The sequence below is a fragment of the Nocardioides sp. Kera G14 genome (assembly GCF_020715565.1).
Classification (GTDB): domain Bacteria; phylum Actinomycetota; class Actinomycetes; order Propionibacteriales; family Nocardioidaceae; genus Nocardioides.
Genome location: NZ_CP085839.1, coordinates 674,488 through 700,641, shown reverse-complemented (window position 1 = coordinate 700,641; position 26,154 = coordinate 674,488). Strand labels below are relative to the sequence as shown.

The window sequence follows — 26,154 nt, the reverse complement described above, 5'->3', positions numbered from 1 at the left end:
CGGCCTCGCTAGCGTCCCCGCCATGCGTCTGGGTGTCTTCGAAGTGGCCGGTGCTCAGGTCGGCGGGACGCTGAGCTGGCCACATCCGCGGGCGACGTCGGTCCGCTATCACGAGCTCGACTACTGGATCGAGTACGCCCAGCTGCTCGACCGGGCAGGCTTCGACTTCCTCTTCTTCGCCGACGGCTACGGCTATCCGACGCTCGGGGGTGACCTCGCGCCCGCGGCGTGGCGCGACGGGATCAACTTCTCCGGCCTCGAGCCGATGCTGCTCATCCCGACGCTGGCCCGCGAGACCGAGCGGCTCGGATTCGTGGTGACGGCGTCGACGGGCCTGGACCACCCAGTGCAGACGGCCCGGCGCTTCGGGAGCCTCGATCACCTCACCGACGGCCGGATCGGGTGGAACGTGGTCACCGGCGCGTCGCAGAACGTCGTCGCCGAGCTCTTCGGTCACGACACCATGGCTCGCCATGACGATCGGTACGCCGCCGCCTCGGAGTACGTCGACCTCACCACGCAGCTGATGGAGACGGTGTGGGACGACGACGCGCTCCTGATGGACCGCGAGACCGGCGTGTTCGCCCGGCGGGAAGGCCTGCACCGCCTGGAGTTCGAGGGCGAGCACTTCCGCTCGTCGGGCTACTTCACCGTCGACCCCTCACCCCAGCGCTCCCCCGTGCTCTTCCAGGCCGGCACGTCACCGGCCGGGCGCGAGCTCGCGGCACAGTGGGCCGAGGCGGTCTTCGTGCAGGGCACCACGCCGGCGCACACGGCGGGCAACGTCGCCGACATCCGGGACCGCGCGGCCGCCCACGGTCGACCCGCCCCGATCACCATGTGCGGAGTGACCATCACCGTCGCGGAGACGACGGAGGAGGCCAAGGCCCGCCGTGCGGAGTTCGACGCGATGCAGAACGACGACGTCGTGAACGCGCTCTACGCAGGAAACACCGGCATCGACCTGCTCGCACTGGACCCGGACGGCACCTTGGAGCAGGTCGTCGGCACGGGCGTCGTCGGGCAGATGGGCACCTCCAACATCGAGCGCTTCCTCGGACCCGACGCGCCGACGGTGCGCCAGATCATCGAGGACCTCCGGGGGAAGGGCACGCGCGGCTTCCAGGTCACCGGATCGCCGTCGTCGGTGGTCGACCAGCTCGAGGAGCTGATGGAGGCCACAGGACTCGACGGCTTCCTGCTCGAGCCTGTCTTCGCCCTGACCGACGTGGTCGACTTCGCCGAGATGGTCGTGCCGGAGCTCCGGGCTCGTGGACACCTGCCGGGAACGCCTCGGAGTGGCACGCTCCGGGGCCAGCTCGGCGTCGGCTCCCCGGCGAACGGCGATCACCGTCGGCGTACGGCGGGCTAGGGAGCGCCGGGCGCTATCCCCACCAGAAGGACGCGGCCACGACGATGTAGACGCCGATCAGCGCGGCTCCCTCCATCCAGTTGGACTCGCCGTCGACGGTGATCACGACGGCGATGAGGACGGCGAGGAAGACGGCCAGCACGAGCATCGGTGAGAAGACCAGCGTCAGGGCGGTGAAGCCGAGGATGTTGGAGAGGATCACCAGCACCGGCGCCAGCACGAGCGCGATCTGCAGCGGCGAGTTGATGATGAGCTGGAAGGCGTAGTCGGACTGGTTCTTGAGCGCCAGCTGGACGCCGACGACGTTCTCGATCGCGTTGCCCGCGATCGCCACGATCACGAGACCGGCGAAGGCGTCGGAGATGCCCCACGAGTCCATCGCGGGCTGGAGCGCGTCGACGAACCAGTCCGAGACGAAGGCCGAGAGCAGACCGGCGAGGGCGAGCATCCCGACGGCGACGGAGACCGGCCAGCGCGGCGCCTCGGCCTCGTGTGCGGGCTTCTCCTGGGCCTCGCCCTGACGCTTGAGGGAGGCGGGCAGGGTGAGGATGAAGAGCACGATCAGCACGGCCGAGGCGATCGTCGACAGTGCCGTCTCATGGCCGGCCGCCGGCGTGTGCACGAGCTTGGTGATGCTCGGGAAGACCATCGCGACCACGCTGACCAGCAGCATCACGGAGATCGACCGGGCGCGAGCGGAGTCGATCACCTGACTGCCGTGCCGCACGCCTCCGGCAACGAACGCGATGCCCATCACGAGGAGCAGGTTGGCGAGGATCGAGCCGATCAACGCGGCTTGGACGACGTCGACGAGTCCGGCCTTGAGGGCGAAGAGGCTGATGAAGAGCTCGGGCAGGTTGCCCAGGGCGCTCTGCAGCACGCCCGTGGCGCCGGGACCGAACCGGTCACCGAGCTGGTCGACGCTGCGGCCCACGAGCGAGGCGAGCACCGTCACGGCGACCGCCGAGAGGAGGAAGGACACCGCGTCGCCCCAGTCGAGGTAGTGCGACAGGCCGGCGAGCAGCACGGCCAGCCCTCCCACGCCGAGGAGGATCAGGTCAGAGCGGATGAACGTCGGGCCGGAGTGCTGCTCAGGTGCGGCGGTCGTCATGCTCCGACCCTAGCGGCGCCAACCCGGAGGTCGGCGGGCCGGAACCCGGAGGTCGGCGGGGTCAGCCGGCGAGGTGTCCCCAGCTGTCGGAGAGGTCCGCCCACGGGCCGGTGGCGGCGACCTCCCCGTCCACGAGTACGACGACCCGGTCCGCCTTGGCCAGCGCGGCACGCTTCGACGTCGCGCCGATCACCGTGGCCCCGCGCGAGCGCAGCGCGTCCCAGAGCTCGAGCTCGGTGCGGGCGTCGAGGGCGGAGGAGACGTCATCGGCCAGCAGCAGTTCGGCGTCCGTGGCCAGCGCGCGGGCGAGCGCGAGGCGCTGGACCTGGCCACCGCTGAGCCGCACCCCGCGATGTCCCACGAGTGCCTCCATGCCGCCGGCGTCCGCGACGTCCTGGTCCAGGCGGGAGACCTCGACCGGGTCGGTCACGTCGCGGTCGTGCCCGACGGTGACGTTGTCGTGGAAGGTGCCCGACAGCACCCGCGGCACCTGGGCGACGTGGGCGACCTGTCCCGGGCGCAGGAACACCTCCGGGTCCTCGACCTCCGCCCCGTTCCACCGGATGGAGCCGGTGTGGTCGAGGAGCCCGGCCAGCGCGCCGAGGAGCGACGACTTGCCGGAGCCGACCTGGCCGAGCAGGAGCACGAGCTCTCCGGCGTCGACCGACAGGTCCACGCCGGAGATGCCGACGGTGCCGTCGTCATGGACGGCGTCGAGGCCGGCGACGGTGAGCCGTTGCAGCGGGACACCCTCGACCTTCTCGGGTCCGGGCGCCTCGCCGTGGAGGAGGTCGATGCCGGGCGGGAGAGTCATGATGTCGACGCCGCCGGAGTAGCCCTCCACGACCGTGAGCCAGGACCGGGTCCCCGGCGCCTCGGTGACGACCGCGCCCGCGACCCGGCCGAACCAGTCGAAGCCGTTGACGGCGTTGGCGACCAGCAGCGCGGTGGCGAGCGGCCACCAGCCGGCGTTCCACGCGGTCCACGCCATCACGACGCCGACCTGGACCATGATCATCGGCACGCCGTCGAGCAGCGACGAGATCCGGTGCTCGAAGATCGCCGCCTCGACCCGGCCACCGTCGACGCGGCGCAGGTGCTCGCGGATCTGCGGGGTGCGGGCCGACAGCTTGATCGTGCGGACCGCCTCGAGCGAGGAGACCAGCACCCGGCCGAAGCGGGCGCGGGCCGCGGACGACCTGGTCGCCGAACGGCCGGCGATCGGACGACCGATGGAGCTCGCCAGCGCCGCGGCAGCCATCACCGCGAGCAGCACCAGCCCGGCGAAGGGCGTGCCGCCGGCGATCATGGTGATGCCGACGATGAGCCAGGCGTTGATGAAGTCGACCCAGCGGTCGGCGTACCGGACGAAGCGGTCGCCGTCCATGGTGCGGGCGACGACCTCGCCGGGCGGCGTCCGCTCGAGACGGCGCATCCGGGTCTGGCCGAGGAGCACCGACATCCGTATCCGCAGCAGCACCTCGACCCACCAGCGCGGGAAGAGCTCGATCGCATGTGCGAAGACGAGCGGCGTGACGAAGAAGAGCACGGTGAGGACCGCGACCCACGCGGTCGGGTTGCCGCCCTCCTTGAGCAGCTCCACGACGCGGCCCCAGAGCCAGCCGGAGAGGGCACCCTGGGCGGCACAGAGCGAGCCGACGAGGAACAACAGCACCGAGAAGGCACCCCACCGCGGTCGGACGGCGATGGCGTGCGCGATGCTCCGCCCGAGTCCCGGCCCGGGACCGACGGCAGGTCGGGCAGGTGGGGACGTCGTACGCCGACGGCCACCCACCGGCGTCGCCTCGACCTCGTCGTCGGCGGCGACCGGATCGAGGCTGTGGGAGCTGGCGGTGAGCAGGTCACGGAACGGACCGGCGGCCGCGGCGAGCTCGGAGCGCTTGCCCGACTGCAGGACGCGGCCGTGGTCGAGCACGGCCACGAGATCCGCGCGCTCGACGGTGCTGAGCCGGTGGGCGACGAGGACACCGGTACGTCGGGCGAGCAGCCGCTCGGCGGCGGCGACGACCCGCGCCTCGGTCACGGGGTCCATCCGTGCGGTGGCCTCGTCGAGTACGACGACCTGCACGTCCCGGACGAGCAGGCGCGCGAAGGCCACGAGCTGCTCCTCCCCGGCCGAGAGCTTGGTGCCACCGGGCCCGAGGACGGTCTCGAGTCCGTCGGGCAGCCCGGCGACCCAGAGGCCGAGGCCGAGCTCGTCGACGGCACGCTCGATCTCGACGCGCGGCAGGTCGGCGAAGAGTGCGATGTTCTCCGCCAGCGTGCCGGCGAGGATCTCGGTGCGCTGGGTGACGGTGCCGACCGCGGAGCGCAACTGGTGGAGGTCGAGCGTGGTGACGTCGACGCCGCCGAGCAGCACCGAGCCGGCGGGCGGCTCGATCGCGCGGGCGATCATCGAGGCGAGGGTCGACTTGCCCGAGCCGGTGCGGCCGACGAGCGCGATCGTCTGTCCGGCCGGCACTGACAGCGACACGTCGTGCAGGCCGAAGGTGCCCTCGGGATAGCGGAACTCCAGCCCGCGGAACTCCAGCGAGAGTGGGCCGTCCGGCACGGGCTCTCCCCCGGCCTGCTCAGGCTCGACGCTGAGCATCTGGCGGATCCGGACGATCGCGCCGATACCCGCCTGGATGTCGGGCAGGCGGTGGGAGACCTCGTTGATCTGGCCGACGAAGGTGGCCGTCACGAGGAAGAGCGTCACGAGCCGATCGACGCCCATGTGCCCGTTGCTCGTGAGCCATGCGCCGGCGACGACGATGGCGGAGAGGGCGCCGTAGAGGATCAGGCCGGCGGTGCGCGCCAGCGCACCCTCCTGCACGACGACCTTGCGGAACGCCTCGTGCGTGATCGCCGAGAGCTGCGCGACGCGCCGGACGACGAAGCCGGCACCGGCGGAGGTGCGCAGGTCGTCGCGACCGGCGATGCCCTCCTCCATCGCGGCGGCGTGGTCGGTCCACGTCATCTCCTCCAGCACCTTGAGCCGCGAGATGCGGCCGAGATAGGGCCGGATCGCCCACCACACGAGGGCGAAGAGCGCCGGGAAGATGAGGGCCGCCGGCCACCACGTGACGCCGGCGACGATCCACATCGGGACGAGGCCGAAGGTCGTCCGGAAGACGAACCACATCTGCAGTCGCAGCAGGCTGCCGATCTCGTGGGTGTCGTCGTCGACCCGGTCGAGGATCTCGCCGACGGCCTGCTCGTTGAGCGCGTCGAGCGGCTGCGACAGCGCGGCGGAGATCAGGTCCTGGCGGAGCGTTCCCTCGGCGCGGTCGATCACGCCGGCCCAGATGACCCGGCCGAGGGTGTCGACCAGCGCCGCACCGATCACGCAGAGGACGAGGAGCCAGACCAGCGCGTCCCGGGGGTGGTCGGCGATGCGGCCGACGACGACGGAGCCGAGCGCTGCGCCGACCGAGGCGATCATCGCGGCGGCCAGGGCCACCGCGGCAGCTGGGCGCTTGAGGCGGTGCCACGTCAGCTGACGGAACGAATCAGCGGAGGCTCCCATCACGGTTTCACGTTAGGGGGCCTCCGCTGATCGGGGCGAATCCTTTTGGAGCAGGGCTCAGAAGGAGGCGAGGGCCTCGTTCAGCGTGGTGCTCGGGCGCATGACGGCCGACGTCTTCTCGGCGTCCGGGTAGTAGTAGCCACCGATGTCGGCAGGCTTGCCCTGGACCGCGTTGAGCTCCTCGACGATCGTCTGCTCCTTCTCCCGGAGGGTCTTCGCCAACGGGCCGAAGGCCTCGGCGAGCGCCGCGTCCTCCGTCTGAGCAGCGAGCTCCTCGGCCCAGTAGAGGGCGAGGTAGAAGTGCGAGCCACGGTTGTCGATGGTGCCGAGCTTGCGGCCGGGGCTGCGGTCCTCGTCGAGGAACGTGCCGGTCGCCTTGTCGAGCGCGTCGGCGAGCACCTTCGCGGCCGGAGCACCGGCCTGGTCGGCGTACTGCTCGAAGGAGGGGACGAGGGCGAAGAACTCACCGAGGCTGTCCCAGCGGAGGTAGTTCTCCTCGACCAGCTGCTGGACGTGCTTCGGTGCCGAGCCGCCGGCACCGGTCTCGAAGAGGCCACCGCCCGCGATCAGCGGGACGATCGAGAGCATCTTGGCCGACGTGCCCACCTCGAGGATCGGGAAGAGGTCGGTGTTGTAGTCACGCAGCACGTTTCCGGTGACGGAGATCGTGTCCAGGCCCTTGCGCATCCGCTCGAGGCTGTACGCCGTCGCCAGCTCGGGCGTGAGGATCTTGATCTCGAGACCCTCGGTGTCGTGCTCGGTCAGATAGGTGGTGACCTTCTTGATCAGCTCGGCGTCGTGGGCGCGGGACTCGTCGAGCCAGAAGATGGCCGGCGTCTCGGAGGCGCGGGCGCGGGTGACGGCGAGCTTCACCCAGTCGCGGATCGGGATGTCCTTGGTCTGGCAGGCACGCCAGATGTCACCGGCCTCGACGTCGTGCTCGAGGACCGTCTCGCCGGCGGCGTTGAGGATCCGGACGGTGCCGTCGGCGGGGATCTCGAAGGTCTTGTTGTGCGAGCCGTACTCCTCGGCCGCCTGCGCCATCAGGCCGACGTTGGGGACGGTGCCGATGGTGGCCGGGTCGAGCGGGCCGTGCTCCTTCACATCCTCGATGACGGTCTGATAGACGCCGGCGTAGCTCGAGTCCGGGATGACCGCGAGGGTGTCGGCCTCGCCGCCGTCGGCGCCCCAGAGCTTGCCGCCGTTGCGGATCAGGGCCGGCATCGAGGCGTCGACGATGACGTCGGACGGCACGTGCAGGTTGGTGATGCCCTTATCGGAGTTGACGTAGGACAGTCGCGGGCCGTCGGCCAGCGCCTGGTCGAAGGCCGCCCTGATCTCGTCGCCGTTCGGGAGTGCGGAGAGGCCGGCGAGGATCGCCCCGAGGCCGTCATTGGCCGAGAGGCCCGCCGTGGCCAGGTCGTCACCGTACTGGGCGAAGACGTCCTTGAAGTAGGCCTTCACGACGTGGCCGAAGATGATCGGGTCCGAGACCTTCATCATGGTGGCCTTGAGGTGGACGGAGAAGAGCACGTCCTCGGCCTTCGCCTTGGCCAGCGCGTCGGCCAGGAAGGCGTCGAGGTTGGCGGCGCTCATCTTCGTGGAGTCGATGACCTCGCCGGCAAGGACCTTGAGGCCGTCGAGCAGCGTCTTGGTGTCACCGTTGCTGGTCTCGAGGACGATGGAGAGCGTGTCGTCGGCGGCGACCGTCGTGGACTTCTCGTTGGACTTGAAGTCGTGAGCGCCCATGGTGGCGACGTTGGTCTTCGAGCCGTCGGCGAACGGCTTGTTCCGGTGCGGGTGCTTCTTGGCGTAGGCCTTCACCGACAGAGGCGCGCGGCGGTCGGAGTTGCCCTCACGCAGGACCGGGTTGACCGCGGAGCCCTTGACCTTGTCGAACTTGGCGCGGATCTCCTCCTCCTCGGGGGTGGAGGGCGCGTCGGGGTAGTCGGGGACGTCGAAGCCCTGGGTCTGCAGCTCCTTGATCGCGGCCTTGAGCTGCGGGATGGAGGCGGAGATGTTGGGGAGCTTGACGATGTTGGCCTCGGGCGTCTTCGCCAGCTCGCCGAGCTCGGTCAGCGCGTCGTCCGCGAGGCCGAACTGGGCGAGGATACGGGCGGCGACGGAGATGTCGCGGGTCTCGATCTGGACCCCCGCCTTGGCGGCGTACGCCTCGACGATCGGCAGGAAGGAGTACGTCGCCAGCAGCGGCGCCTCGTCGGTGTGGGTGTAGATGATCCGGGGAGTGCCACTCATGCCCGCGAGATTACCGGTTCCAGCATTCTTTCAGTCGACGGGGCTAGGCTCCGAGCCATGAGCGAGTTTGACGCGACTATCGGGGCCGTCGACCTTGAGCCGGAGGCTCCGCCGACGCAGGTCGACCACGAGTTCTGGCGGATCTACGCGGCCGAGGCACTCGGCACCTTCTTCCTCGTCCTGCTCGGCTGCGGTGCGGCCGTCGCGACGAACGCCGATGTGGTGGCCACCGGCCTCACCTTCGGTATTGCCGTCCTGATCAGCGCCACGGCCTTCGCGCGAATCTCCGGCGGCCACTTCAACCCGGCCGTCACGGTCGGCGCCGCGACGTCAGGCCGGCTGTCCTGGCGGGAGACACCGGTCTACTTCGGCGCGCAGCTCAGTGGCGCGATCGTGGCCGCGCTCGTGCTCTTCGTGATCCTGCATGCGGTGCCCGGCTTCGACGCCACCGGCCACATGGGGCAGAACGGCTTCGGTGACCACTCGGGCGTGCACCTCGCCTGGTGGGGCGCCTTCCTGATCGAGCTCATCCTCACCGCGCTCTTCCTCTGGATCATCCTCGGCGTGACCGACGAGCGCACGGGTGTGCCGACCCTGGCGCCGGTCGCCATCGGTCTCACCCTCGCCGCGATCCACTTCGTCGCGATCCCGCTCACCGGCACCTCGGTCAACCCGGCGCGGTCGATCGGCCCGGCGCTCTTCGCGGGTGTGGACGCGATCGCGCAGCTCTGGCTCTTCATCCTGGCGCCGCTGCTCGGCGCCGTGCTCGCCGGCGTGACCTATCCCCTGCTCTTCGGTCGCGACTCCGAGGCCGTCCCCGGCTCCGGGATCGGGGCGCTCAGGTCCCTCGCCGCCCGTCGGCCCGCTCGGCCGGCAGGTTCGGCCGCTGCGTCCGGCGCGGCTCCGACCGGATGGAGCCAGGAGCGCGAGTCGACCAGCGAGACGACGTACAACGCAGGAGCGCAGTGGCCGCAGCGGATCGTCCAGGACGGCTGGGAGTGGGACTACGCCGCCCAGCAGTGGAAGCCCGTCCAGGAGGAGCCCCCGACCCAGTCCTGAACCAGTCCTGAATCAGTCCACGGAGGGGATGCTGCGGACCAGGAGCCACAGCGCCACTCCCACGGCAGCGAGCAGTCCGGCATCGACGAATCGGTGCCGGACTGCGAGCATTCCGGCGTCCCTCGAGGGCAGGACGAGGCGCAGCACGGCGGCTGCGACGAGACCGGCGGCGAGCATCTGCACGCCCATCTCCCAGTGCCCGAAGGCGGCGACCACGATGCCGGCGATCGCAAGCCCGAGGATGGCGAGGTAGAACGCACCACCGATCGTCGAGGGGTAGCGGCGCTCCTCCTCGACGGGCACCTCTGTCTGAGGTGCCTGGGGCTCGGCACCGCGCTCGTCCTCGAGCATCACGACCGCGACTTCTCCGCCGCCAGCACGACGTTCTGCAGCAGCATGGCGCGGGTCATCGGGCCGACACCGCCCGGGTTCGGCGAGACCCAGCCGGCGACGTCCCAGACGGACGGGTCCAGATCGCCGGTGACCTTGCCGTCGACGCGGCTGACACCGACGTCGAGCAGCGCGGCGCCCGGCTTGATCATGTCGGCCGTGATCATGTGCGGCACGCCGGCCGCGGCTACGATGATGTCGGCCTGCTTCGTGTGTGCGGCCAGGTCACGGGTGCCGGTGTGGCAGAGCGTGACGGTGGCGTTCTCACTGCGGCGCGTGAGGAGGAGGCCGAGCGGGCGTCCCACGGTGACACCGCGGCCGACCACGACGACCTCGGCGCCGTTGATCTCCACGCCGTGGCGGCGCAGCAATTCGACGATGCCGTACGGCGTGCACGGCAGTGGCGCCTCCTCGCCGAGCACCAGCCAGCCGAGGTTGGTCGGGTGCAGGCCGTCAGCATCCTTGAGGGGATCGATCAGGCCGAGCACGCGGTTCTCGTCGATGCCCTTGGGCAGCGGTAGCTGCACGATGTAGCCGGTGCAGGCCGGGTCCTCGTTGAGCTGGCGGACGGCGGCCTCGATCTCGTCCTGCGTCGCCGTGGCGGGCAGGTCGATCCGGATGGACTCGATGCCGACCTCGGCGCAGTCCCTGTGCTTGCCGTTGACGTACCACTGTGAGCCCGGGTCGTCGCCGACGAGGATCGTGCCGAGGCCCGGGGTGATGCCCTGTGCCTTGAGGGCGACCACGCGCTCGGTCAGCTCGGCCTTGATCGCCTTCGCAGTGGCGGTGCCATCGAGTTTCTGTGCAGTCATCGCGGATGCGTCCTCAGTGGATCAGTGGAAGAAGTGCCGGGTGCCGGTGAAGTACATCGTCACGCCGGCAGCCTTGCACGCCTCGATCGTGAGCTCGTCGCGGACGGAGCCGCCCGGCTGGACGATCGCCTTCACGCCGGCGTCGATCAGGATCTGCGGGCCGTCCTCGAACGGGAAGAAGGCGTCGGAGGCGGCGACCGCGCCACGAGCTCGTTCCTCCCCCTCGACCAGCGTGTTCGCGCGCTCGACGGCAAGTCTGCAGGAGTCGACGCGGTTGACCTGGCCCATGCCGATGCCGACCGCTCCCCCGTCGCGGGCCAGCAGGATCGCGTTGGACTTGGCCGAGCGGCACGCCTTCCAGGCGAAGGCGAGCTCGGCGAGCGTCTTCTCGTCGGCCGCGTCGCCCGTCGCGAGTGTCCAGCTCGCCGGGGCGTCACCCGGTGCGTCGACGTGGTCGACGGTCTGCATCAGGAGGCCGCCGGAGATCGGCCGAGTCTCGACCGGGCTCCCGCCGTCGGTGGGGGCGACGAGGATCCGGATGTTCTTCTTCGCCTGGAGGATCTCGACGGCACCGTCCTCGTACGCCGGCGCGACGATGACCTCGGTGAAGACGTCGGCGACCTGCTCGGCCATCTCGACCGACACCGGGCGATTGGCGGCGATCACGCCACCGAACGCGCTGACCGGGTCGCACGCGTGGGCCTTGGCATGGGCCTCGGCGATGTCGGCCCCGACGGCGATGCCGCAGGGGTTGGCGTGCTTGATGATCGCGACGGCCGGCTCCGCGAAGTCGTTGGCGGCGCGGCGGGCGGCGTCGGTGTCGACGTAGTTGTTGTACGACATCTCCTTGCCGTGCAGCTGCTCAGCCTGCGCGAGGCCCTGGGGTCCGAACCCGTTGAGGTAGAGCGCCGCCTTCTGGTGCGGGTTCTCGCCGTAGCGCAGCACCGCGGCCTTGTCGTAGGTGCCGCCGATCCAGGCAGGGAAGCCGGTGCCCTCGCTGGAGTCGGTGAGGACCGAGCTGCACCAGGAGGCCACCCCGACGTCGTACGTCGCCGTGTGGACGAACGCCTTGGCGGCGAGCGCCTTGCGCTCCTCGTAGGTGAAGCCCTCGCCCTGGGCGGCCTCGAGGGCGCGGGCGTAGTCGGCGCCGTCGGTGATGATCGCGACGGACGGGTGGTTCTTCGCGGCGGCGCGGACCATGGAGGGGCCGCCGATGTCGATCTTCTCGATGATCTCCTCGACCGTGCCCCCGGCGGCGACGGTCGCGGCGAACGGGTAGAGGTTGACGACGACGAGGTCGAAGGGCTCGACCTCGAGCTCGGCCAGCTGGGCCTCGTGCGCGGGCAGGCGGCGGTCAGCGAGGATGCCGGCGTGGACGCGCGGGTGCAGCGTCTTCACGCGGCCGTCGAGGCACTCCGGGAAGCCGGTGAGGTCCTCCACCTTGGTGACCGGGAGGCCGAGGGACTCGATCAGCGCGGCGGAGCCGCCGGTGGAGACGAGCTCGACACCGGCCTCGACCAGGCCGCGGACCAGGTCGTCGAGACCGGTCTTGTCGAAGACGGACACGAGCGCCCGCTTGATCCTGATCGTGTCCTGCTGCCCAGCCATCCGTGCGTCTCCTCCGTCGTTGCGTCGACGAGGGGCACCCAGGCGGACGATGCCTTCTCACGTCACTCCCCGGTGGTCACCCACCCGCGCCAGTCGTGTGCCCCGATCCTAACGTGAGGGAGCCTCAGCGGCCGAAGGCCGCGCGTCGCCCGCTCACGACGAGGCCCTCGCGGGCGATCCGCCCGACCGAATCGACGAGCATCTGCCGCTCGACGACCTTGATCCGCTCGTGCAGCGACTCGACGTCGTCGTCGTCCTGCACCGGCACGGCGACCTGACTGATGATCACGCCGGTGTCGACGCCGGCATCGACGACGAAGAGCGTCGCGCCGGTGATCTTCACTCCGTAGGCCAGGGCATCGGCAGCCCCGTGGGCGCCGGGGAAGCTCGGCGAGAGGGCCGGGTGCGTGTTCACCGTCCGGCCGCCGTACGCCGACAGGAACCGCTCCCCCACCAGCTTCATGAACCCGGCGAGGACCACCAGCTCCGGCTCGTACTCGGCCACGGCGGCGGTGAGCGCCGCGTCCCACTCCTCACGGCTCTCGAACTCCTTGAGCCCGACCACGAAGGTCGGGATGCCTGCGGTCTCGGCGCGCTCGAGCCCAAGCACACCGGGACGGTCGGAGCCGACCGCGACGATCTCGACGCCATAATCGGGCGACGCAGCAGCATCCAGGAGGGCCTGCAGGTTGGAGCCGGTGCCGGAGACGAGGACCACGACGCGCACGCGGCGACCCTATGTGATCAGGCGGCCCCGCCCGCAGTCACCTTCAGTCAGCTCGGAGTGAACGTCGCTGGCACCACGTCACCCCGGCACCGGCGACGACGCCGCCGACACCCATCGCGGTGACCGCGCGGACGGTGGCGTCGAGGACATGGGGGCCGACGTCGGTCATCCGGCCCGGTCCGATCGCGCCACCGGACCAGTGTGCGATCAGGCCGAAGAGGAGGCCGGCACCGACACCGCCCGCGAGACCGCGGACCAGGCCCTCGTCCCAGCGGGTGGTGGGGTGGCGCCGCTGAACCTGGATGACGGCCACGACGGCGACGAGCCCGGCGAGCAGGATCAGCCAACCGGTCCAGCCGGGCTGAGGGCCGGCGTCGGGAAGTGCGGCGAAGAGCGGGAACATCGGCAGCGGGCCGAGCACGACTCCGGCCGGCGCGACGAGGGTGCCGGCACCGACGGTGAAACCGGGGCCGAGCAGGAAGGCACCGCTGAACGCGACGGCATTCGGCGCGACCACGAGCGTGACCAGCGTGTAGAGGATGCTCTCGGTGCCGTTCGTGCCGAGCTGCGACATCACGTTGGCGGCCGTCGAGAAGTCGAGGACCAGCGCGCCGAGCAGCATCAGGGTCGAGACCAGCAGCCATCCGGCGAGGATCCGCCACACGGTCAGGGCGGCGGCGCGGATCGCGGGCGGGACGACGACCAGCCAGATCGAGGCGCGACCCGAACCGACCGCGATGCCCGCCCCGCCGACGACAGCGGAGAGGAGCAGGCCCCACACCGTCGCACGTGTCATGTCCAGACCCATCTCCGGCGTGGCGGTCACGGCACCGATGACGGCCACCGCGACGGCGTACGTCAGGGAGAAGAGGCCGATCGCGGTGGGGACGGTCCAGTCCCGCTCACCGTCGGCGATCCGGTCGGCGTCGGGGCCGTGGCCGGAGATGGAGTCGCCGACACGGTGGCCGGCGCGCCACAGCGCCCACGCGATGAGGACCATGAGGCCCAGCGGCACCATCGTGACGAGGCTGCCCGAGACGCGGAGACCCGAGCCGTGGCCGACAAGCCACGCCGTCGCCCCGGTGCGTACGGCGTCGCCGGGCTGCCCGAAGGACCCGGAGTCGGTGAGGAACCAACCGACGATCGCCAGCGCGCAGAGCACCACCAGCACGCCTGCGGCGGCGCCCATCCCTCCAAGGGTCGCCACGAGGACGAGCGGTCGGCGGTGCCGCAGGTCTGCGGTCACCTCGGCCGACGTGCGCGCACGGGTCCGGGACTCGGGGAGCAGGGAGGTCATCGCGTCCATCATCACCTCGCGAGCGGCGCCAGAGCCGGACGGCACGCCGGGTAACGTGTCCTTGCCCATGAAGACCTCCACCTCGCGCCGGCCCGACCCTGACACCTTCGAGACGTTCTACAAGGACGTCCGCGGCCGTCTCCTGCTGCAGACCTGGGCCCTCACAGGCGACCTGCCGGCCGCACAGAAGGCGGTCCGCGACGCGCTCGTCGTCGGCTGGCACCACTGGCGCAAGGTCAGCCTGCTCGACGATCCCGAGTCGTATGTCCGTCCGGTCGCCTGGAGCCGCGCACAGCGGCGCGCGACCGCCCGGCCGTTCCACCGCGAGCGGGGCTTCGACGAGGGCATCCGTGCCACGCTCAGCGCCCTGCACAAGCTGCCGCTGCTGCAGCGCCGGGTCCTGCTGCTCGCCCACCTGACCACGCTGCCGCTCGACCAGTTGGCCCGCGAGGTGGGTGTCCCGCAGGTGAAGGCCGAGGCCGAGCTCCAGCGCGCCACCGCCGCCTTCGCCCTCGAGCGCGGCGTCGCGGCGACCGCGATCCTGCGGCTCTTCGAGCCGATGGCGGCGGAGCTGCGTGAGATCCGCTGGCCGCGCACCACGATCCTCACCCGTGCCGGCAACGGCCGCCGCCGACTGCACACCGGCATCGGGGTCGCCGTGGCCATCGGTGCCTTCCTCGGCTCGGGCATGGTCGCCACGGACGCCGAGGGCTCCCGGCCCGCCCTGGACAACCTCGCGCTGCACACGCGCACCCAGATCACGCACCGGACGACGTACCCGCTGCGGACCGACGACCTGCTCAGTGAGGGCATCGTCAGCAACGAGCTCTCGGGCCAGTGGAGCACCGAGCTCACGTCGGACAACACCCCCGGCAACGGCCTGGTCCTGCCCTGCCAGCGGCAGCGGTTCGCCGACCGCAATGCGCGCGCGGCGCTGATGCGCACGCTGACCTCCGGCGACGACCGCTCCGTCGGCCAGGCCACCGAGGTCTCCACCACCCCACAGGCCGCCCACGCCGCCTGGCAGGCCTCCCTGACGTGGTACGCCGGCTGCTCAGAGCCCCGCGTCCAGTTGATGAGCACGCGCTCGGTCACCGGCGTCGGCGACGAGGCCACCCTCGTGGTGCTCCGTGACTGGAGTGACCCGCAGCGCTCGATCGTCGCCGGCGTGGCCCGTACCGGCATCATCACGACGACCGTCGTCACCGCCGCCCCCGCCAGCGCCCCCCGGGCCGTCACCGACAACACCGACCTGCTCGGCCTCGCGGTCACGAAGCTCTGCGCCCTGCCCCAGGCCGGCACGTGCGCGAGCGAGGCCACCAACACGGCGATCGCACCGCTGCCGATCGGCAAGACACCGGCGATGCTCAACACCGTCGACCTCCCTCCGGTCGCCGGCGTCACGCAGACCTGGGACGCCACAGACGCGGTCGCAGCCACGACGAACACCGCAGCGACCCGCTGCGACAACGCGAGCTTCCACGGCGGTGGCGTCAAGGGCGGACTGACCCGCTCCTTCGTCGTCCCCGACGCCACGAACCTGCCCCCGCAGTTCGGACTCACCGAGACGATCGGGACGCTGCCGACCGCCAAGGCGGCGGCTGCCTTCGTCGCCGGCGTACGGACGAAGATCAGCGGCTGCCCGAAGAAGGACCTCGGCACCACGATCGACCCACTGGACTCGGTCGCGACGAAGACCGGTGAGATCACCGCCTGGCGCGTCCACGTCGACATCTCCGACAAGAGCTCGGTGATCTTCCTGATGGCGATCATCCGCACCGGAGCGCACGTCGCGCAGATCGGCTTCGTCCCCGACGGCGCCCACACCATCGCCGACGGTGACTTCGTCGAGCTGGCCCACCGCGCCGCCGACCGCCTCGCCGTCCTCGGCTGACCCGCCGACATCCGGGTTCCGGCCCCGCGAGATCCGGATCCTCGCCCCGCCGTCAGCAGAGCCCCACATCAACAGTGCGGTGGATCCGGGTCACCAGGTGACTCGGATCCACCGCACTGTCGCGGTGAGTCAGGAACTCAGAGCGTCTGGAGGATCTCCCGAGCCAGAGCAGCGGTCTCGGACGGCGTCTTGCCGACCTTGACGCCGACGGCCTCGAGGGCCTCCTTCTTGCCCTGGGCGGTGCCGGCGCCGGCCGACACGATCGCACCGGCGTGACCCATGGTCTTGCCCTCAGGAGCGGTGAAGCCCGCCACGTAGCCGACGACCGGCTTCGTGATGTTCTCCTTGATGTACGCCGCCGCACGCTCCTCGGCGTCGCCGCCGATCTCGCCGATCATGACGATGACCTTGGTCTCCGGGTCGTCCTCGAAGGCCTGGAGGGCGTCGATGTGCGTGGTGCCGATGATCGGGTCACCACCGATGCCGATGGCCGTCGAGAAGCCGAAGTCCTTCAGCTCGTACATCATCTGGTAGGTCAGCGTGCCCGACTTCGAGACGAGACCGACCGGGCCCTTGCCCGTGATGGTGTGCGGGGTGATGCCGGCGAGCGACTCGCCCGGCGTGATGATGCCGGGGCAGTTCGGGCCGATCATGCGGGTCTTCTTGCCCTGCAGGTAGGAGAACACCTCGGCGGTGTCCTGCACCGGGACGCCCTCGGTGATCACGACGAGGAGCGGGATCTCGGCGTCGATCGCCTCGATGCACGCGTCCTTCGTGAACGCCGGCGGGACGAACGCGACGGAGACGTCGGCACCCGTCTTCTCGATCGCCTCGGCGACTGAGCCGAAGACGGGGAGCTCGACGTCGTTGCCGTCGTGGTCCTTGTGGGTGACGGTCGTGCCGGCCTTGCGGGCGTTGACGCCACCGACGATCTGCGCGCCGGAGTCGACCATCAGGGCGGTGTGCTTGGCACCCATGCCGCCGGTGATGCCCTGGACGATGACCTTGCTGTCCTTGTTGAGGTAGATGCTCATTGTTCTTTCTCTCCCTCGTCAGGCGTTGGCCAGCTCGGCAGCCTTGTCGGCGCCGCCGTCCATGGTGTCGACCTGGGTGACCAGGGGGTGGTTGAGGTCGGTGAGGATCTGGCGGCCGAGCTCGACGTTGTTGCCGTCGAGGCGGACCACCAGCGGCTTGGTCGCCTTGTCGCCGAGGATCTCGAGGGCACCCTTGATGCCGTTCGCGACCTCGTCACAGGCGGTGATGCCACCGAAGACGTTGACGAAGACGCTCGTGACCTGCTCGTCGTTGAGGATGACGTCGAGGCCGTTGGCCATGACCTGCGCGTTCGCGCCACCACCGATGTCGAGGAAGTTGGCCGGCTTGACGCCGCCGTGCTTCTCGCCGGCGTACGCGACGACGTCGAGGGTGCTCATGACGAGGCCCGCGCCGTTGCCGATGATGCCGACCTGGCCGTCGAGCTTCACGTAGTTGAGACCGAGGTCCTTGGCCTTCGCCTCGAGCGGGTCGGCCTCCTCGCGGATCTCGAACTCCTCGTGCTCGGGATGACGCACCTCCGACGCATTGTCGTCGAGCGACACCTTGCCGTCGAGGGCCTCGAGCTTGTCGCCGGCCAGACGGGCCAGCGGGTTGACCTCGACGAGGGTGGCGTCCTCCTCGACGAACGTCCTGTAGAGCGCCTGGATCATCTCCACGGCCTGCTCGAAGACGGGCTCGGGGAAGGCGGCCGCGGTCGCGATCTCGCGGGCCTTGGCCTCGTCGACGCCCGTGCCGGGGTCGATGCCGATCTTCTGGATGGCGTCGGGGTTGGTCTCGGCGACCTCCTCGATCTCGACACCACCCTCGACCGACGCGATGCAGAGGTACTGGCGGTTGGAGCGGTCCAGCAGGAAGGAGAAGTAGTACTCCTCCTCCGGCGGGGTGGCCGGCGTCACGAGGACACGGTTGACCGTGAGCCCCTTGATCTCCATCCCGAGGATGTTGGACGCGTACTCGAACGCCTCGTCCGGGGTCTTGGCCAGCTTGACGCCGCCGGCCTTGCCGCGGCCGCCTGCCTTGACCTGGGCCTTGATGACGGTCACGCCGCCGATTGCCTCAGCCGCGGCCTTCGCATCCTCAGCCGTCTCGACGACGGTCCCGAGGGTGGTAGCCACACCATGCTTGGCGAAGAGCTCCTTCGCCTGGTACTCCATCAGATCCACGGATCCACCACTTCTGTTGTGTATGACGGGGGCCCAACCGAACCTGATTCGGCCCTCCGCGACTCTAGACCCGTGTTCCGCGCAAGTAACCACACGGGTCCAGAACGTGACGCACGCCACTTGGGACCCCTGCGACGGGATCCGTAGGTATATCGGGTCATATGACTCGGGATCGATGACCCGACCGCCGGAGTTCATCCACAATCGAAGCCACGCCCCGATTTACAGGCCCCCCAGCGCGTCCGTTATGGTCAGGGCTCGCCGTCTGAACCCCGAGCAGCGGAGAAGTGAACTGTGGGATCCCACCGAGCTGAAGTCGTCGCGTCCGAGCGACCCGAGAAGGAGCCGGTGACCCCGTACACCGGCAAGCGTGCCCGGCGCGATGTCCTCGCTCAGGCAGCCACCTCCGTGGTCGAGCAGCCGTCGGCGTACGTCGGCAGGCGCGCGCTCCGCGTCGAGGTCCCTGAGACGCCCGCCGAGTCGCTGATCATCCCCGCACCGACCCCCGAGCTCGTCCCCGCCGCCCCGGCCGCGACCGCCTTCCAGATGCCGACTCCGCGCACCTCGGTCGAGTGGGAGCTCTTCGCCGCTGAGTCGCCTGAGGACACCGGCGCCCTCCCCTACGCGCTGACCGAGGACTTCACCGGCTCGCTGCCGAAGATCACCGACGAGATGTTCTACGGCGTCCCCGGCACCGATCTCTCGCAGGACACCACGACCTCGATGCCGGCGATCCGCGTCGGCAAGCGCCGGGCCGCGACCCGGACCCGCACGCCCCTGCTGCGCGGCCTCTCCTCACTGCCGTCGCTGGTCGGCGTGGCGGTCCTCGCCGTCGCCGGCATCGGTGCGGTGACCTCCGGCCACTCCGACCTGATCAAGGTCGACGCCGGTCCCCTGCGTGCTGCCAGCGCCCTGTCCGGCACCTCCGGCGTCGCCGTGGTCGGCAGCGCCCGTGAGGCCGTCCTCTCGCGGAGCACCAACCGCGACGCCAACGCGACCGCGCAGAAGCGTGCGGCGGCCCTCGCCGACCTCGCCAAGAAGGCGCAGTCGAAGTCCGACCAGCTCAAGGCCAACCAGTGGGTCACGCCGATCGCGCCCGGCGTCTACCACCTCACCGCCCGCTTCGGTGACTGCGGCCTCTGGGCCGCCTGCCACACCGGCCTGGACTTCGCCGCCCCGACCGGCACGCCGATCCGCGCTGTCGCCAACGGCACCATCACCTCGACGCAGTGGGACGGCGCCTACGGCAACAAGACCGTCGAGACGCTCGATGACGGCACCGAGCTCTGGTACGCCCACCAGGTCCGCTTCGGCAGCACGCCCGGCCAGGTGGTCCACGCCGGCGAGATCATCGGCTACGTCGGCGCCACCGGTCACGTCACCGGCCCGCACGTGCACCTCGAGGTCCGCCCCGGTGGCGGCGACCCGGTCGACCCGTTCACTGCGCTGGTGGCGCAGGGAGTGCAGCCGTAAGTTCCAGAACTGTCGGCACTCCCGTCTAGGGTTTTGCCCAGTCATGTCGATCATTCCCGGGCTTGAGGCCTTCGCTGCTCCCACCCCTTCCGCGCCTCGACGAGGACCCTCGCCCGAGGAGCTTCTCGACGGGCTCAACGAGCCCCAGCGGGCTGCCGTCGTCCACGAGGGCGCTCCGCTGCTCGTCGTGGCAGGTGCGGGGTCGGGCAAGACCCGCGTCCTGACCCGACGGATCGCCTGGCTGATCAGCCAGCGCGGCGCCCACCCCGGCTCGATCCTCGCCATCACCTTCACCAACAAGGCGGCCGCCGAGATGAAGGAGCGCGTGGCCGAGCTCGTCGGCGGTCGCGCGAAGATCATGTGGGTCTCGACCTTCCACTCCGCCTGCGTGCGGATCCTGCGCAAGGAGGTCGACAAGCTCGGTTACAAGTCGAACTTCACGATCTACGACGCGCAGGATCAGAAGCGCCTGATGACGCTGGTCTGCCACGACCTCGACCTGGATCCCAAGCGCTACCAGCCGCAGCAGGTCCTGAACTGGGTGAGCGACCAGAAGAACGAGCTGCGCGATCCGGACGACGCAGCCAAGGACGCGAAGAACGGGGTCGAGGAGACCTACGCCAAGGCCTATTCGCTCTACCAGCGTCGGCTCGCCCAAGCCAACGCCTTCGACTTCGACGACCTGATCATGGTCACCGTCCACCTGCTGCGGGAGTTCCCGGAGGTGCGCGAGACCTGGCGCCGGCGCTTCCGCCACGTGCTGGTCGACGAGTACCAGGACACCAACCACGCGCAGTATGCGCTGGTCGCGGAGCTCTGTGCCGACAACCCCGAGAACCTAGACGGCGAAAGGGTTCCCGGCGCCGAGCTCATGGTCGTCGGTGACGCCGACCAGTCGATCTACGCCTTCCGCGGCGCCAACATCCGCAACATCCTCGACTTCGAGCAGGACTTCCCCAACGCCGGCTCGATCCTGCTCGAGCAGAACTACCGCTCCACGCAGACCATCCTGTCGGCGGCCAACACCGTCATCGACAACAACAAGGGTCGCAAGCCCAAGCGGCTGTGGAGCGACGCCGGGGACGGCGAGAAGATCGTCGGGTACGTCGCCGACGACGAGCACGACGAGGCGCGGTTCGTCAGCGACGAGATCGACCGGCTCGTCGACGGCGGCGGCCTGGCGAGCGAGGTCGCGGTCTTCTACCGCACCAACGCGCAGAGCCGCGTGTTCGAGGAGATCTTCATCCGCACCGGCCAGCCCTACAAGGTCGTCGGTGGCGTGCGGTTCTACGAGCGCCGCGAGGTCCGCGACGCGCTCGCCTACCTGCGCGCGCTCGCGAATCCCGACGACCAGGTGTCACTGCGACGCATCATCAACACCCCGAAGCGTGGCATCGGCGACCGCGCGATCGCGGCGATCAACCTGCTCGCCGAGCGGGAGTCGATCACCTTCTGGACGGCGCTGACGCGAGCGTCGGAGGCGCCCGGCCTCGCGACCCGCTCCTTCACGCAGATCAAGGCCTTCGTCGACATGATGGAGGAGCTCCAGTCGATGGTCGCGGGCGGCGAGCGCGCCGACGTGATCCTCGAGTCCGTGCTCGACCGCTCCGGCTACCTCGCCGAGCTCGAGTCGTCCGAGGACCCGCAGGACGCGTCCCGCGTCGACAACCTGGCCGAGCTCGTCGCTGTGGCGCGCGAGTTCGCGGACAACCCGTTGGCCGCGCCGTCAGCCGATCCCCTCGACGAGGAGGATGGCGACACCGAGCCGCCCGCCGGCACGCTCGACGACTTCCTCGAGCGGGTGGCTCTCGTCGCCGACTCCGACCAGATCCCCGAGGACGGTGACGGCGTCGTCACACTGATGACCCTCCACACCGCCAAGGGCCTGGAGTTCCCGGTCGTCTTCCTCACCGGCCTCGAGGACGGCGTCTTTCCCCACTCCCGCACCCTCGGGGACACCCAGGAGCTCGAGGAGGAGCGTCGCCTGGCGTACGTCGGCATCACCCGCGCCCGTGAGCGGCTCTACATCTCCCGGGCCGTCGTCCGGTCGGCGTGGGGTGCCCCGATGCACAACCCGGCCTCGCGGTTCATCGACGAGCTGCCGGTCGACCTGATCGACTGGAAGCGGACGGCGCCCGAGCAGACCTCGTGGAACCGCCAGTCCCAGTGGGGCGATCGCGCTGAGCGCGGCGGAGCCTTCGCCGGCTTCAACGCCCCGACGGCGGCCGGACGTCGTGCTTTCTCCTCCGCCGCCCTCAAGGCGGACACGGCGAAGCGTGCCAAGACCTCAGGTGAGATCCCCTCGCTCGAGCCGGGCGATCGGGTCACGCACCAGATCTTCGGCCTCGGCACCGTGGTGACCGTCGAGGGCGTGGCCGAGAAGTCGGTGGCCAGCATCGACTTCGGCTCCGAAGGCGTGAAGCGACTCCTGCTGCGGTACGCGCCGGTGGAGAAGCTCTGACCGGAATGGAAGAGGCCAGTTGACGGTTCAAGTGAGTATGACGCGCAAGAGCATCGGATTCCTGAGCTTCGGACACTGGACGCCGTCCCCGCAGTCGGCGACACGGTCGGCGGCCGACGTACTGCTGCAGTCGATCGACCTGGCCCAGGCGGCCGAGGGCGTGGGCGCTGACGGCGCCTACTTCCGGGTGCACCACTACGCCCGGCAGCTCTCCTCGCCGTTCCCTCTGCTCGCCGCGATCGGTGCGAAGACGTCGACCATCGAGATCGGGACCGGCGTGATCGACATGCGCTACGAGAACCCGCTCTACATGGCCGAGGACGCCGGCTCCGCGGACCTCATCGCCGGCCACCGGCTGCAGCTCGGCATCTCGCGTGGGTCACCCGAGCAGGTCATCGACGGCTTCCGGTACTTCGGCTACGAGCCGGCCGAGTCTGATCCCTCCGGTGCCGAGATGGGGCGCCGTCACGCCGAGGTGCTGCTCGAGATCCTCAAGGGCGAGGGCTTCGCCCAGCCCAGCCCGCGCCCGATGTTCGCGAACCCGCCGGGACTCCTGCGCCTCGAGCCGTTCAGCGAGGGGCTGCGCGACCGGATCTGGTGGGGTTCGGGCAACGACTCCACCGCCCGCTGGGCCGCCGGGCTCGGGATGAACCTGCAGTCCTCCACCCTCAAGGAGGACGAGTCCGGCGAGCCCTTCCACGTCCAGCAGCGCAAGCAGATCGAGATCTTCCACGAGGCGTGGCGCGAAGCTGGCCACGAGCGCACCCCGCGCGTCTCGGTCAGCCGCTCGATCATGCCGATCGTCGACGAGATCGACGACATGTACTTCGGCCGCGAGGGTGAGAGCCGCGACCAGGTCGGCCAGCTCGAGGACTTCCGCGCGATCTTCGGTCGTACGTACGCCGCCGCGCCCGACGTCCTCGTCAAGCAGCTCGCCGAGGACGAGGCCATCGCTGCCGCGGACACCCTGCTGCTCACCGTGCCCAACCAGCTCGGTGTCGACTACAACGCCAAGCTGCTCAGCAACATCCTCGAGCACGTAGCCCCGGCGCTCGGCTGGCGCTGACCCCTAGTCTGGCGCGATGGTGACGATCAGCGCGCTGCAGCCGGAGGACCGCGCAGAGTGGGAGCCGCTGTGGGCCGGCTACCTCACGTACTACAAGACCGACCTGGCGCCGGAGATCAGCGAGGCGACGCACAAGCGCCTCGTCACCGAGGGGTCGGGGCTGCACGGCGCGATCGCGCGCGACGAGAGCGGGAAGGCCGTCGGCATCGTGCACTGGCTGACACACCTGTCGACGTGGGCGACGACGGACTACACCTACCTCGAGGACCTCTTCGTCCACCCTGACGCGAGGTCAGGTGGCGTGGGCCGGGCGCTGATCGAGCACGTCCGCACGTGGGCGATTGAGCACGGATCGACGAAGGTGTACTGGCTGACGGAGTACGAGAACCACACCGCGCAGGCGCTCTATAACCAGCTCGCCCGCACCGAGTTCATCCAGTACGAGATGGACCTCTGAGAGGCGCTTTCGGCAGGAGTCAGCCGCCCTGGTGCCACAGGGTGGCGACGCCAAGGTTGATCACGGTGAGCCCGATCAGCCCGAAGTAGAGACCCTGGGGGATCGAGGGCTTGCGGAGGTTGGCCATCACGAGACCGAGGATCACGAGCCCGACGATCAGCTTCACCGAGAGCCAGCCGTGGAACTCGCCGCCGGGGTGGTACTTCCCCTCGACGATCCCGGTGAGCACCAGGCCGGCGACGACGGCGGTGCCGATGCCGTCGCGCATCGCGCCGTTGACCTTCTTCACCGGCTCCTTCACCTGCACCAAGAGGCCGCCGAACAGGGCGCCATAACCGAGCAGGTGGATCAGGAGGAAGAGATGCAGCAGGAAGGTCATGGGCTCACCCTAGGACGTCACAGCAGCCGGCGGTCGGTGGCCCAGCGGGTCAGCTCGTGCCGACTGGAGAGCTGGAGCTTCCGGAGGACCGAGGACATGTGGGTCTCGACGGTCTTGATGGAGATGAAGAGCTCCTTGGCCACCTCCTTGTAGGCGTAGCCACGGGCGATCAGTCGCATCACCTCGCGCTCGCGCTCGGAGAGCCGGTCGAGGTCCTCGTCGACGTCCGCGACAGCGATCGTGCCCGCGAAGGCGTCGAGCACGAAGCCCGCCAGTCGCGGCGAGAAGACGGCATCGCCGGTCGCCACCCGCTCGATCGCGTCGACCAGCTCCGGCCCGGTGATCGTCTTGGTGACGTAGCCACGCGCCCCTCCACGGATCGTGCCGATGACGTCCTCGGCGGCATCCGACACGGACAGCGCCAGATACAGGGGCCGCCCGTCGATGCTCGGCGCCCGCCGCATCACCTCGACGCCTCCCCCGCCGGGCAGGTGCACGTCCAGCAGTACGACGACAGGGCCGGTCTCCTTGATGACACGGACCGCCTCGTCGACGTCGGCCGCCTCACCGACCACCTCGACCCGACCCACGCCGACGCCGACGAGCTCGGCGTGGACGCCGCGGCGGAACATGGCGTGGTCGTCGACGATGACGACGCGGACGGCCCCGGCCCCGGACGAGACGGACGCAACGGGCTCAGCGGACTCAGCGGACTCAGCAGACTCAGTCATGGGTGGTCTCCTTCAGTGGCATGGCCAGATGGACGTTGGTGCCCTCGCCGGGGGTCGAGGTGACGCTGGCGCTCCCGCCGTGACGCCGCATCCGGTCGATGATCGAGCCGGCCACGCCGTGGCGATCCTCAGCGACGCCGTCGACGTCGAAGCCGACGCCGCGGTCGCGCACGAAGACCTCCGCCTGACCGGGCGTGACCTCGGCGTAGACCGAGACCTGCGCGACACCGGCATGCTTCGCAGCGTTCGTCAGTGCCTCGCGGGTGGCCGCCACCAAGGGGCGGACCTCCTCGGAGAACGGCCCGTCACCGACGGCCACGACATCGACGGCGATGCCGTGGGCGTCCTCGATCTCTGCCGCGGCACCGCGCAACGCACCGGCCAGGGTGTCGGGGACGACCGACTCGTCGGCGTACAGCCAGGACCGCAGGTCGCGCTCCTGGGCGCGCGCGAGACGCGAGACGGCGGCTGGGTCGGCGGAGTTCTTCTGGATGAGCGCGAGCGTCTGGAGGACGGAGTCGTGCAGATGCGCGGCCACGTCCGCGCGTTCCTGGGTGCGGATGCGCTCGTCGCGTTCGGCCGAGAGGTCGCGGGCGAGGCGGGCGAGCAACGGCCCGACGACGATCGCGATCGCGGCCAGCACCAACCCTGAGGTGATGAGCAGGCCGACGAGGGTGGCGTTGAGGGCGGCGACGTACGCCGCTGCCAGGAGGAGGAGAAGCAGGCCGGCGCCGACGCGGAGCCACGACTGCCAGCCCTGCCCGAAGAGGGCGCGGAGCGGATCGATCCGTCCGGCGCTGTTGAGCCAGCGCTCGCGCTGGGCCTCATCGGCCTGCCGCCAGATCAGCGCGATACCGCCGCCCGCGAGGAGGAGCGGCCAGAAGACCTGGCTGATCCCGAAGGTCACCTCGACGACGAAGATGACGCCGATACCCAACGCAGCAAGGGCAAACGCGGGACCGGCATCGGTGAGACGGCGGATCGGGCCCGGGCGGCGTCCGCCGCGGGAGGCACTCTCCGCCCCCGGCGTCGAGACCTCGAACCGATCCCGCGAGGGCAGGCTCGCCCAGAGCGCCGCATAGAGCGCGACCCCGAGGCCGCCGAGAGCGGTCAGCACCACGAAGCCGGCCCGCACCCACAACACCGGCGCTGCCAGGTGCTCCGCCAGGCCGGCCGCCACGCCCCCGAGGATCGACGCCGACGTGTCGCGCGTGGCGCGTCGGATCTGCCGCGGCGTGCTCGTCTCGCTCATGATGCGTCCATCGTGGCAGGGGACGCGGGACCGCGGTATCGGGGTTGACCCGGGGGCGTCC

At 70.1% G+C, this 26,154-nt stretch carries 20 protein-coding genes and 1 riboswitch; of the genes, 7 read left to right on the top strand and 13 right to left on the bottom strand.

What is annotated here, in order from left to right:
• The first annotated feature begins 22 nt into the window (after positions 1-22).
• A complete protein-coding gene (locus LH076_RS03500; protein WP_227782615.1) occupies positions 23-1,372 on the top strand; it encodes an NtaA/DmoA family FMN-dependent monooxygenase in 1,350 nt (449 codons plus the stop codon).
• A 13-nt stretch (positions 1,373-1,385) separates the two neighbouring features.
• Here the strand turns inward: LH076_RS03500 and cax are convergent, their stop codons facing one another.
• The 3 genes from cax to LH076_RS03485 form a co-directional block, all read right to left on the bottom strand.
• Positions 1,386-2,483 carry a calcium/proton exchanger gene (gene cax / locus LH076_RS03495; RefSeq protein ID WP_227782614.1) on the bottom strand — a complete coding sequence of 366 codons (1,098 nt, stop codon included), beginning with the start codon at positions 2,481-2,483 and terminating at the stop codon, positions 1,386-1,388.
• A 61-nt stretch (positions 2,484-2,544) separates the two neighbouring features.
• Positions 2,545-6,012 carry an ATP-binding cassette domain-containing protein gene (locus LH076_RS03490; RefSeq protein WP_227783568.1) on the bottom strand — a complete coding sequence of 1,156 codons (3,468 nt, stop codon included), beginning with the start codon at positions 6,010-6,012 and terminating at the stop codon, positions 2,545-2,547.
• A 57-nt stretch (positions 6,013-6,069) separates the two neighbouring features.
• A complete protein-coding gene (locus tag LH076_RS03485; RefSeq protein ID WP_227782613.1) occupies positions 6,070-8,268 on the bottom strand; it encodes an NADP-dependent isocitrate dehydrogenase in 2,199 nt (732 codons plus the stop codon).
• A 57-nt stretch (positions 8,269-8,325) separates the two neighbouring features.
• Here LH076_RS03485 and LH076_RS03480 point away from each other — a divergent pair, with 57 nt between their 5' ends.
• The gene (locus LH076_RS03480; protein WP_227782612.1) at positions 8,326-9,327 is read left to right on the top strand and encodes an aquaporin; all 1,002 of its coding nucleotides are present in this window, start codon (positions 8,326-8,328) and stop codon (positions 9,325-9,327) included.
• A 12-nt stretch (positions 9,328-9,339) separates the two neighbouring features.
• Here LH076_RS03480 and LH076_RS03475 read toward each other — a convergent pair whose 3' ends face one another.
• The 5 genes from LH076_RS03475 to LH076_RS03455 all read right to left on the bottom strand — a co-directional run bounded on the left by LH076_RS03475 (position 9,340) and on the right by LH076_RS03455 (position 14,230).
• On the bottom strand, positions 9,340-9,678 hold the full coding sequence (locus tag LH076_RS03475; protein WP_227783567.1) for a DUF3017 domain-containing protein: 339 nt from the start codon (positions 9,676-9,678) through the stop codon (positions 9,340-9,342).
• Positions 9,678-10,529, bottom strand: a complete 852-nt coding sequence (locus LH076_RS03470) for a bifunctional methylenetetrahydrofolate dehydrogenase/methenyltetrahydrofolate cyclohydrolase (RefSeq protein WP_227782611.1) — start codon at positions 10,527-10,529, stop codon at positions 9,678-9,680. The genes LH076_RS03475 and LH076_RS03470 overlap by 1 nt, the downstream gene beginning before the upstream one ends.
• 21 nt (positions 10,530-10,550) lie before the next feature.
• The gene (gene purH / locus LH076_RS03465; RefSeq protein WP_227782610.1) at positions 10,551-12,137 is read right to left on the bottom strand and encodes a bifunctional phosphoribosylaminoimidazolecarboxamide formyltransferase/IMP cyclohydrolase; all 1,587 of its coding nucleotides are present in this window, start codon (positions 12,135-12,137) and stop codon (positions 10,551-10,553) included.
• 29 nt (positions 12,138-12,166) lie between these two features.
• Positions 12,167-12,244, bottom strand: a riboswitch (ZMP/ZTP riboswitch).
• 17 nt (positions 12,245-12,261) lie between these two features.
• Positions 12,262-12,864 (bottom strand): phosphoribosylglycinamide formyltransferase, encoded by a 603-nt coding sequence (purN, locus tag LH076_RS03460; RefSeq protein ID WP_227782609.1) that lies wholly within the window; start codon positions 12,862-12,864, stop codon positions 12,262-12,264.
• Between the two features lie 43 nt (positions 12,865-12,907).
• Positions 12,908-14,230, bottom strand: coding sequence for a DUF6350 family protein (locus tag LH076_RS03455; protein WP_227782608.1), 1,323 nt, complete (start codon positions 14,228-14,230; stop codon positions 12,908-12,910).
• Between LH076_RS03455 and LH076_RS03450 the strand changes: the two genes are divergently transcribed.
• Positions 14,229-16,055 (top strand): hypothetical protein, encoded by a 1,827-nt coding sequence (locus LH076_RS03450; RefSeq protein ID WP_227782607.1) that lies wholly within the window; start codon positions 14,229-14,231, stop codon positions 16,053-16,055. The two genes, LH076_RS03455 and LH076_RS03450, sit on opposite strands and share 2 nt — an antisense overlap.
• Positions 16,056-16,192: 137 nt before the next feature.
• Here the strand turns inward: LH076_RS03450 and sucD are convergent, their stop codons facing one another.
• Positions 16,193-17,089: a succinate--CoA ligase subunit alpha gene (gene sucD / locus LH076_RS03445; RefSeq protein ID WP_227782606.1), complete on the bottom strand. Its 897-nt coding sequence runs from the start codon at positions 17,087-17,089 to the stop codon at positions 16,193-16,195.
• 18 nt (positions 17,090-17,107) lie between these two features.
• Entirely contained in the window at positions 17,108-18,274 is a 1,167-nt protein-coding gene (gene sucC / locus LH076_RS03440; RefSeq protein WP_227782605.1) for an ADP-forming succinate--CoA ligase subunit beta, read from the bottom strand.
• 348 nt (positions 18,275-18,622) lie between these two features.
• Here sucC and LH076_RS03435 point away from each other — a divergent pair, with 348 nt between their 5' ends.
• The 4 genes from LH076_RS03435 to LH076_RS03420 are packed head-to-tail and all read left to right on the top strand — an operon-like array spanning position 18,623 to position 23,731.
• A complete protein-coding gene (locus LH076_RS03435; protein ID WP_227782604.1) occupies positions 18,623-19,747 on the top strand; it encodes a M23 family metallopeptidase in 1,125 nt (374 codons plus the stop codon).
• A gap of 43 nt (positions 19,748-19,790) precedes the next feature.
• Positions 19,791-22,208: a DNA helicase PcrA gene (gene pcrA, locus LH076_RS03430; protein ID WP_227782603.1), complete on the top strand. Its 2,418-nt coding sequence runs from the start codon at positions 19,791-19,793 to the stop codon at positions 22,206-22,208.
• 37 nt (positions 22,209-22,245) lie between these two features.
• Entirely contained in the window at positions 22,246-23,274 is a 1,029-nt protein-coding gene (locus tag LH076_RS03425) for an LLM class flavin-dependent oxidoreductase (RefSeq protein ID WP_227782602.1), read from the top strand.
• Positions 23,275-23,290: 16 nt separating this feature from the next.
• Positions 23,291-23,731, top strand: coding sequence for a GNAT family N-acetyltransferase (locus LH076_RS03420; RefSeq protein ID WP_227782601.1), 441 nt, complete (start codon positions 23,291-23,293; stop codon positions 23,729-23,731).
• A 19-nt stretch (positions 23,732-23,750) separates the two neighbouring features.
• Here LH076_RS03420 and LH076_RS03415 read toward each other — a convergent pair whose 3' ends face one another.
• Genes LH076_RS03415 through LH076_RS03405 form a run of 3 tightly spaced genes read right to left on the bottom strand, consistent with a single transcriptional unit; the run spans position 23,751 to position 26,093 of the window.
• Positions 23,751-24,110 carry a hypothetical protein gene (locus LH076_RS03415; RefSeq protein ID WP_227782600.1) on the bottom strand — a complete coding sequence of 120 codons (360 nt, stop codon included), beginning with the start codon at positions 24,108-24,110 and terminating at the stop codon, positions 23,751-23,753.
• Positions 24,111-24,127: 17 nt separating this feature from the next.
• Positions 24,128-24,841: a LuxR C-terminal-related transcriptional regulator gene (locus tag LH076_RS03410; protein ID WP_227782599.1), complete on the bottom strand. Its 714-nt coding sequence runs from the start codon at positions 24,839-24,841 to the stop codon at positions 24,128-24,130.
• Positions 24,834-26,093: an ATP-binding protein gene (locus LH076_RS03405; RefSeq protein WP_227782598.1), complete on the bottom strand. Its 1,260-nt coding sequence runs from the start codon at positions 26,091-26,093 to the stop codon at positions 24,834-24,836. The genes LH076_RS03410 and LH076_RS03405 overlap by 8 nt, the downstream gene beginning before the upstream one ends.
• Between the last annotated feature and the right edge of the window lie 61 nt (positions 26,094-26,154).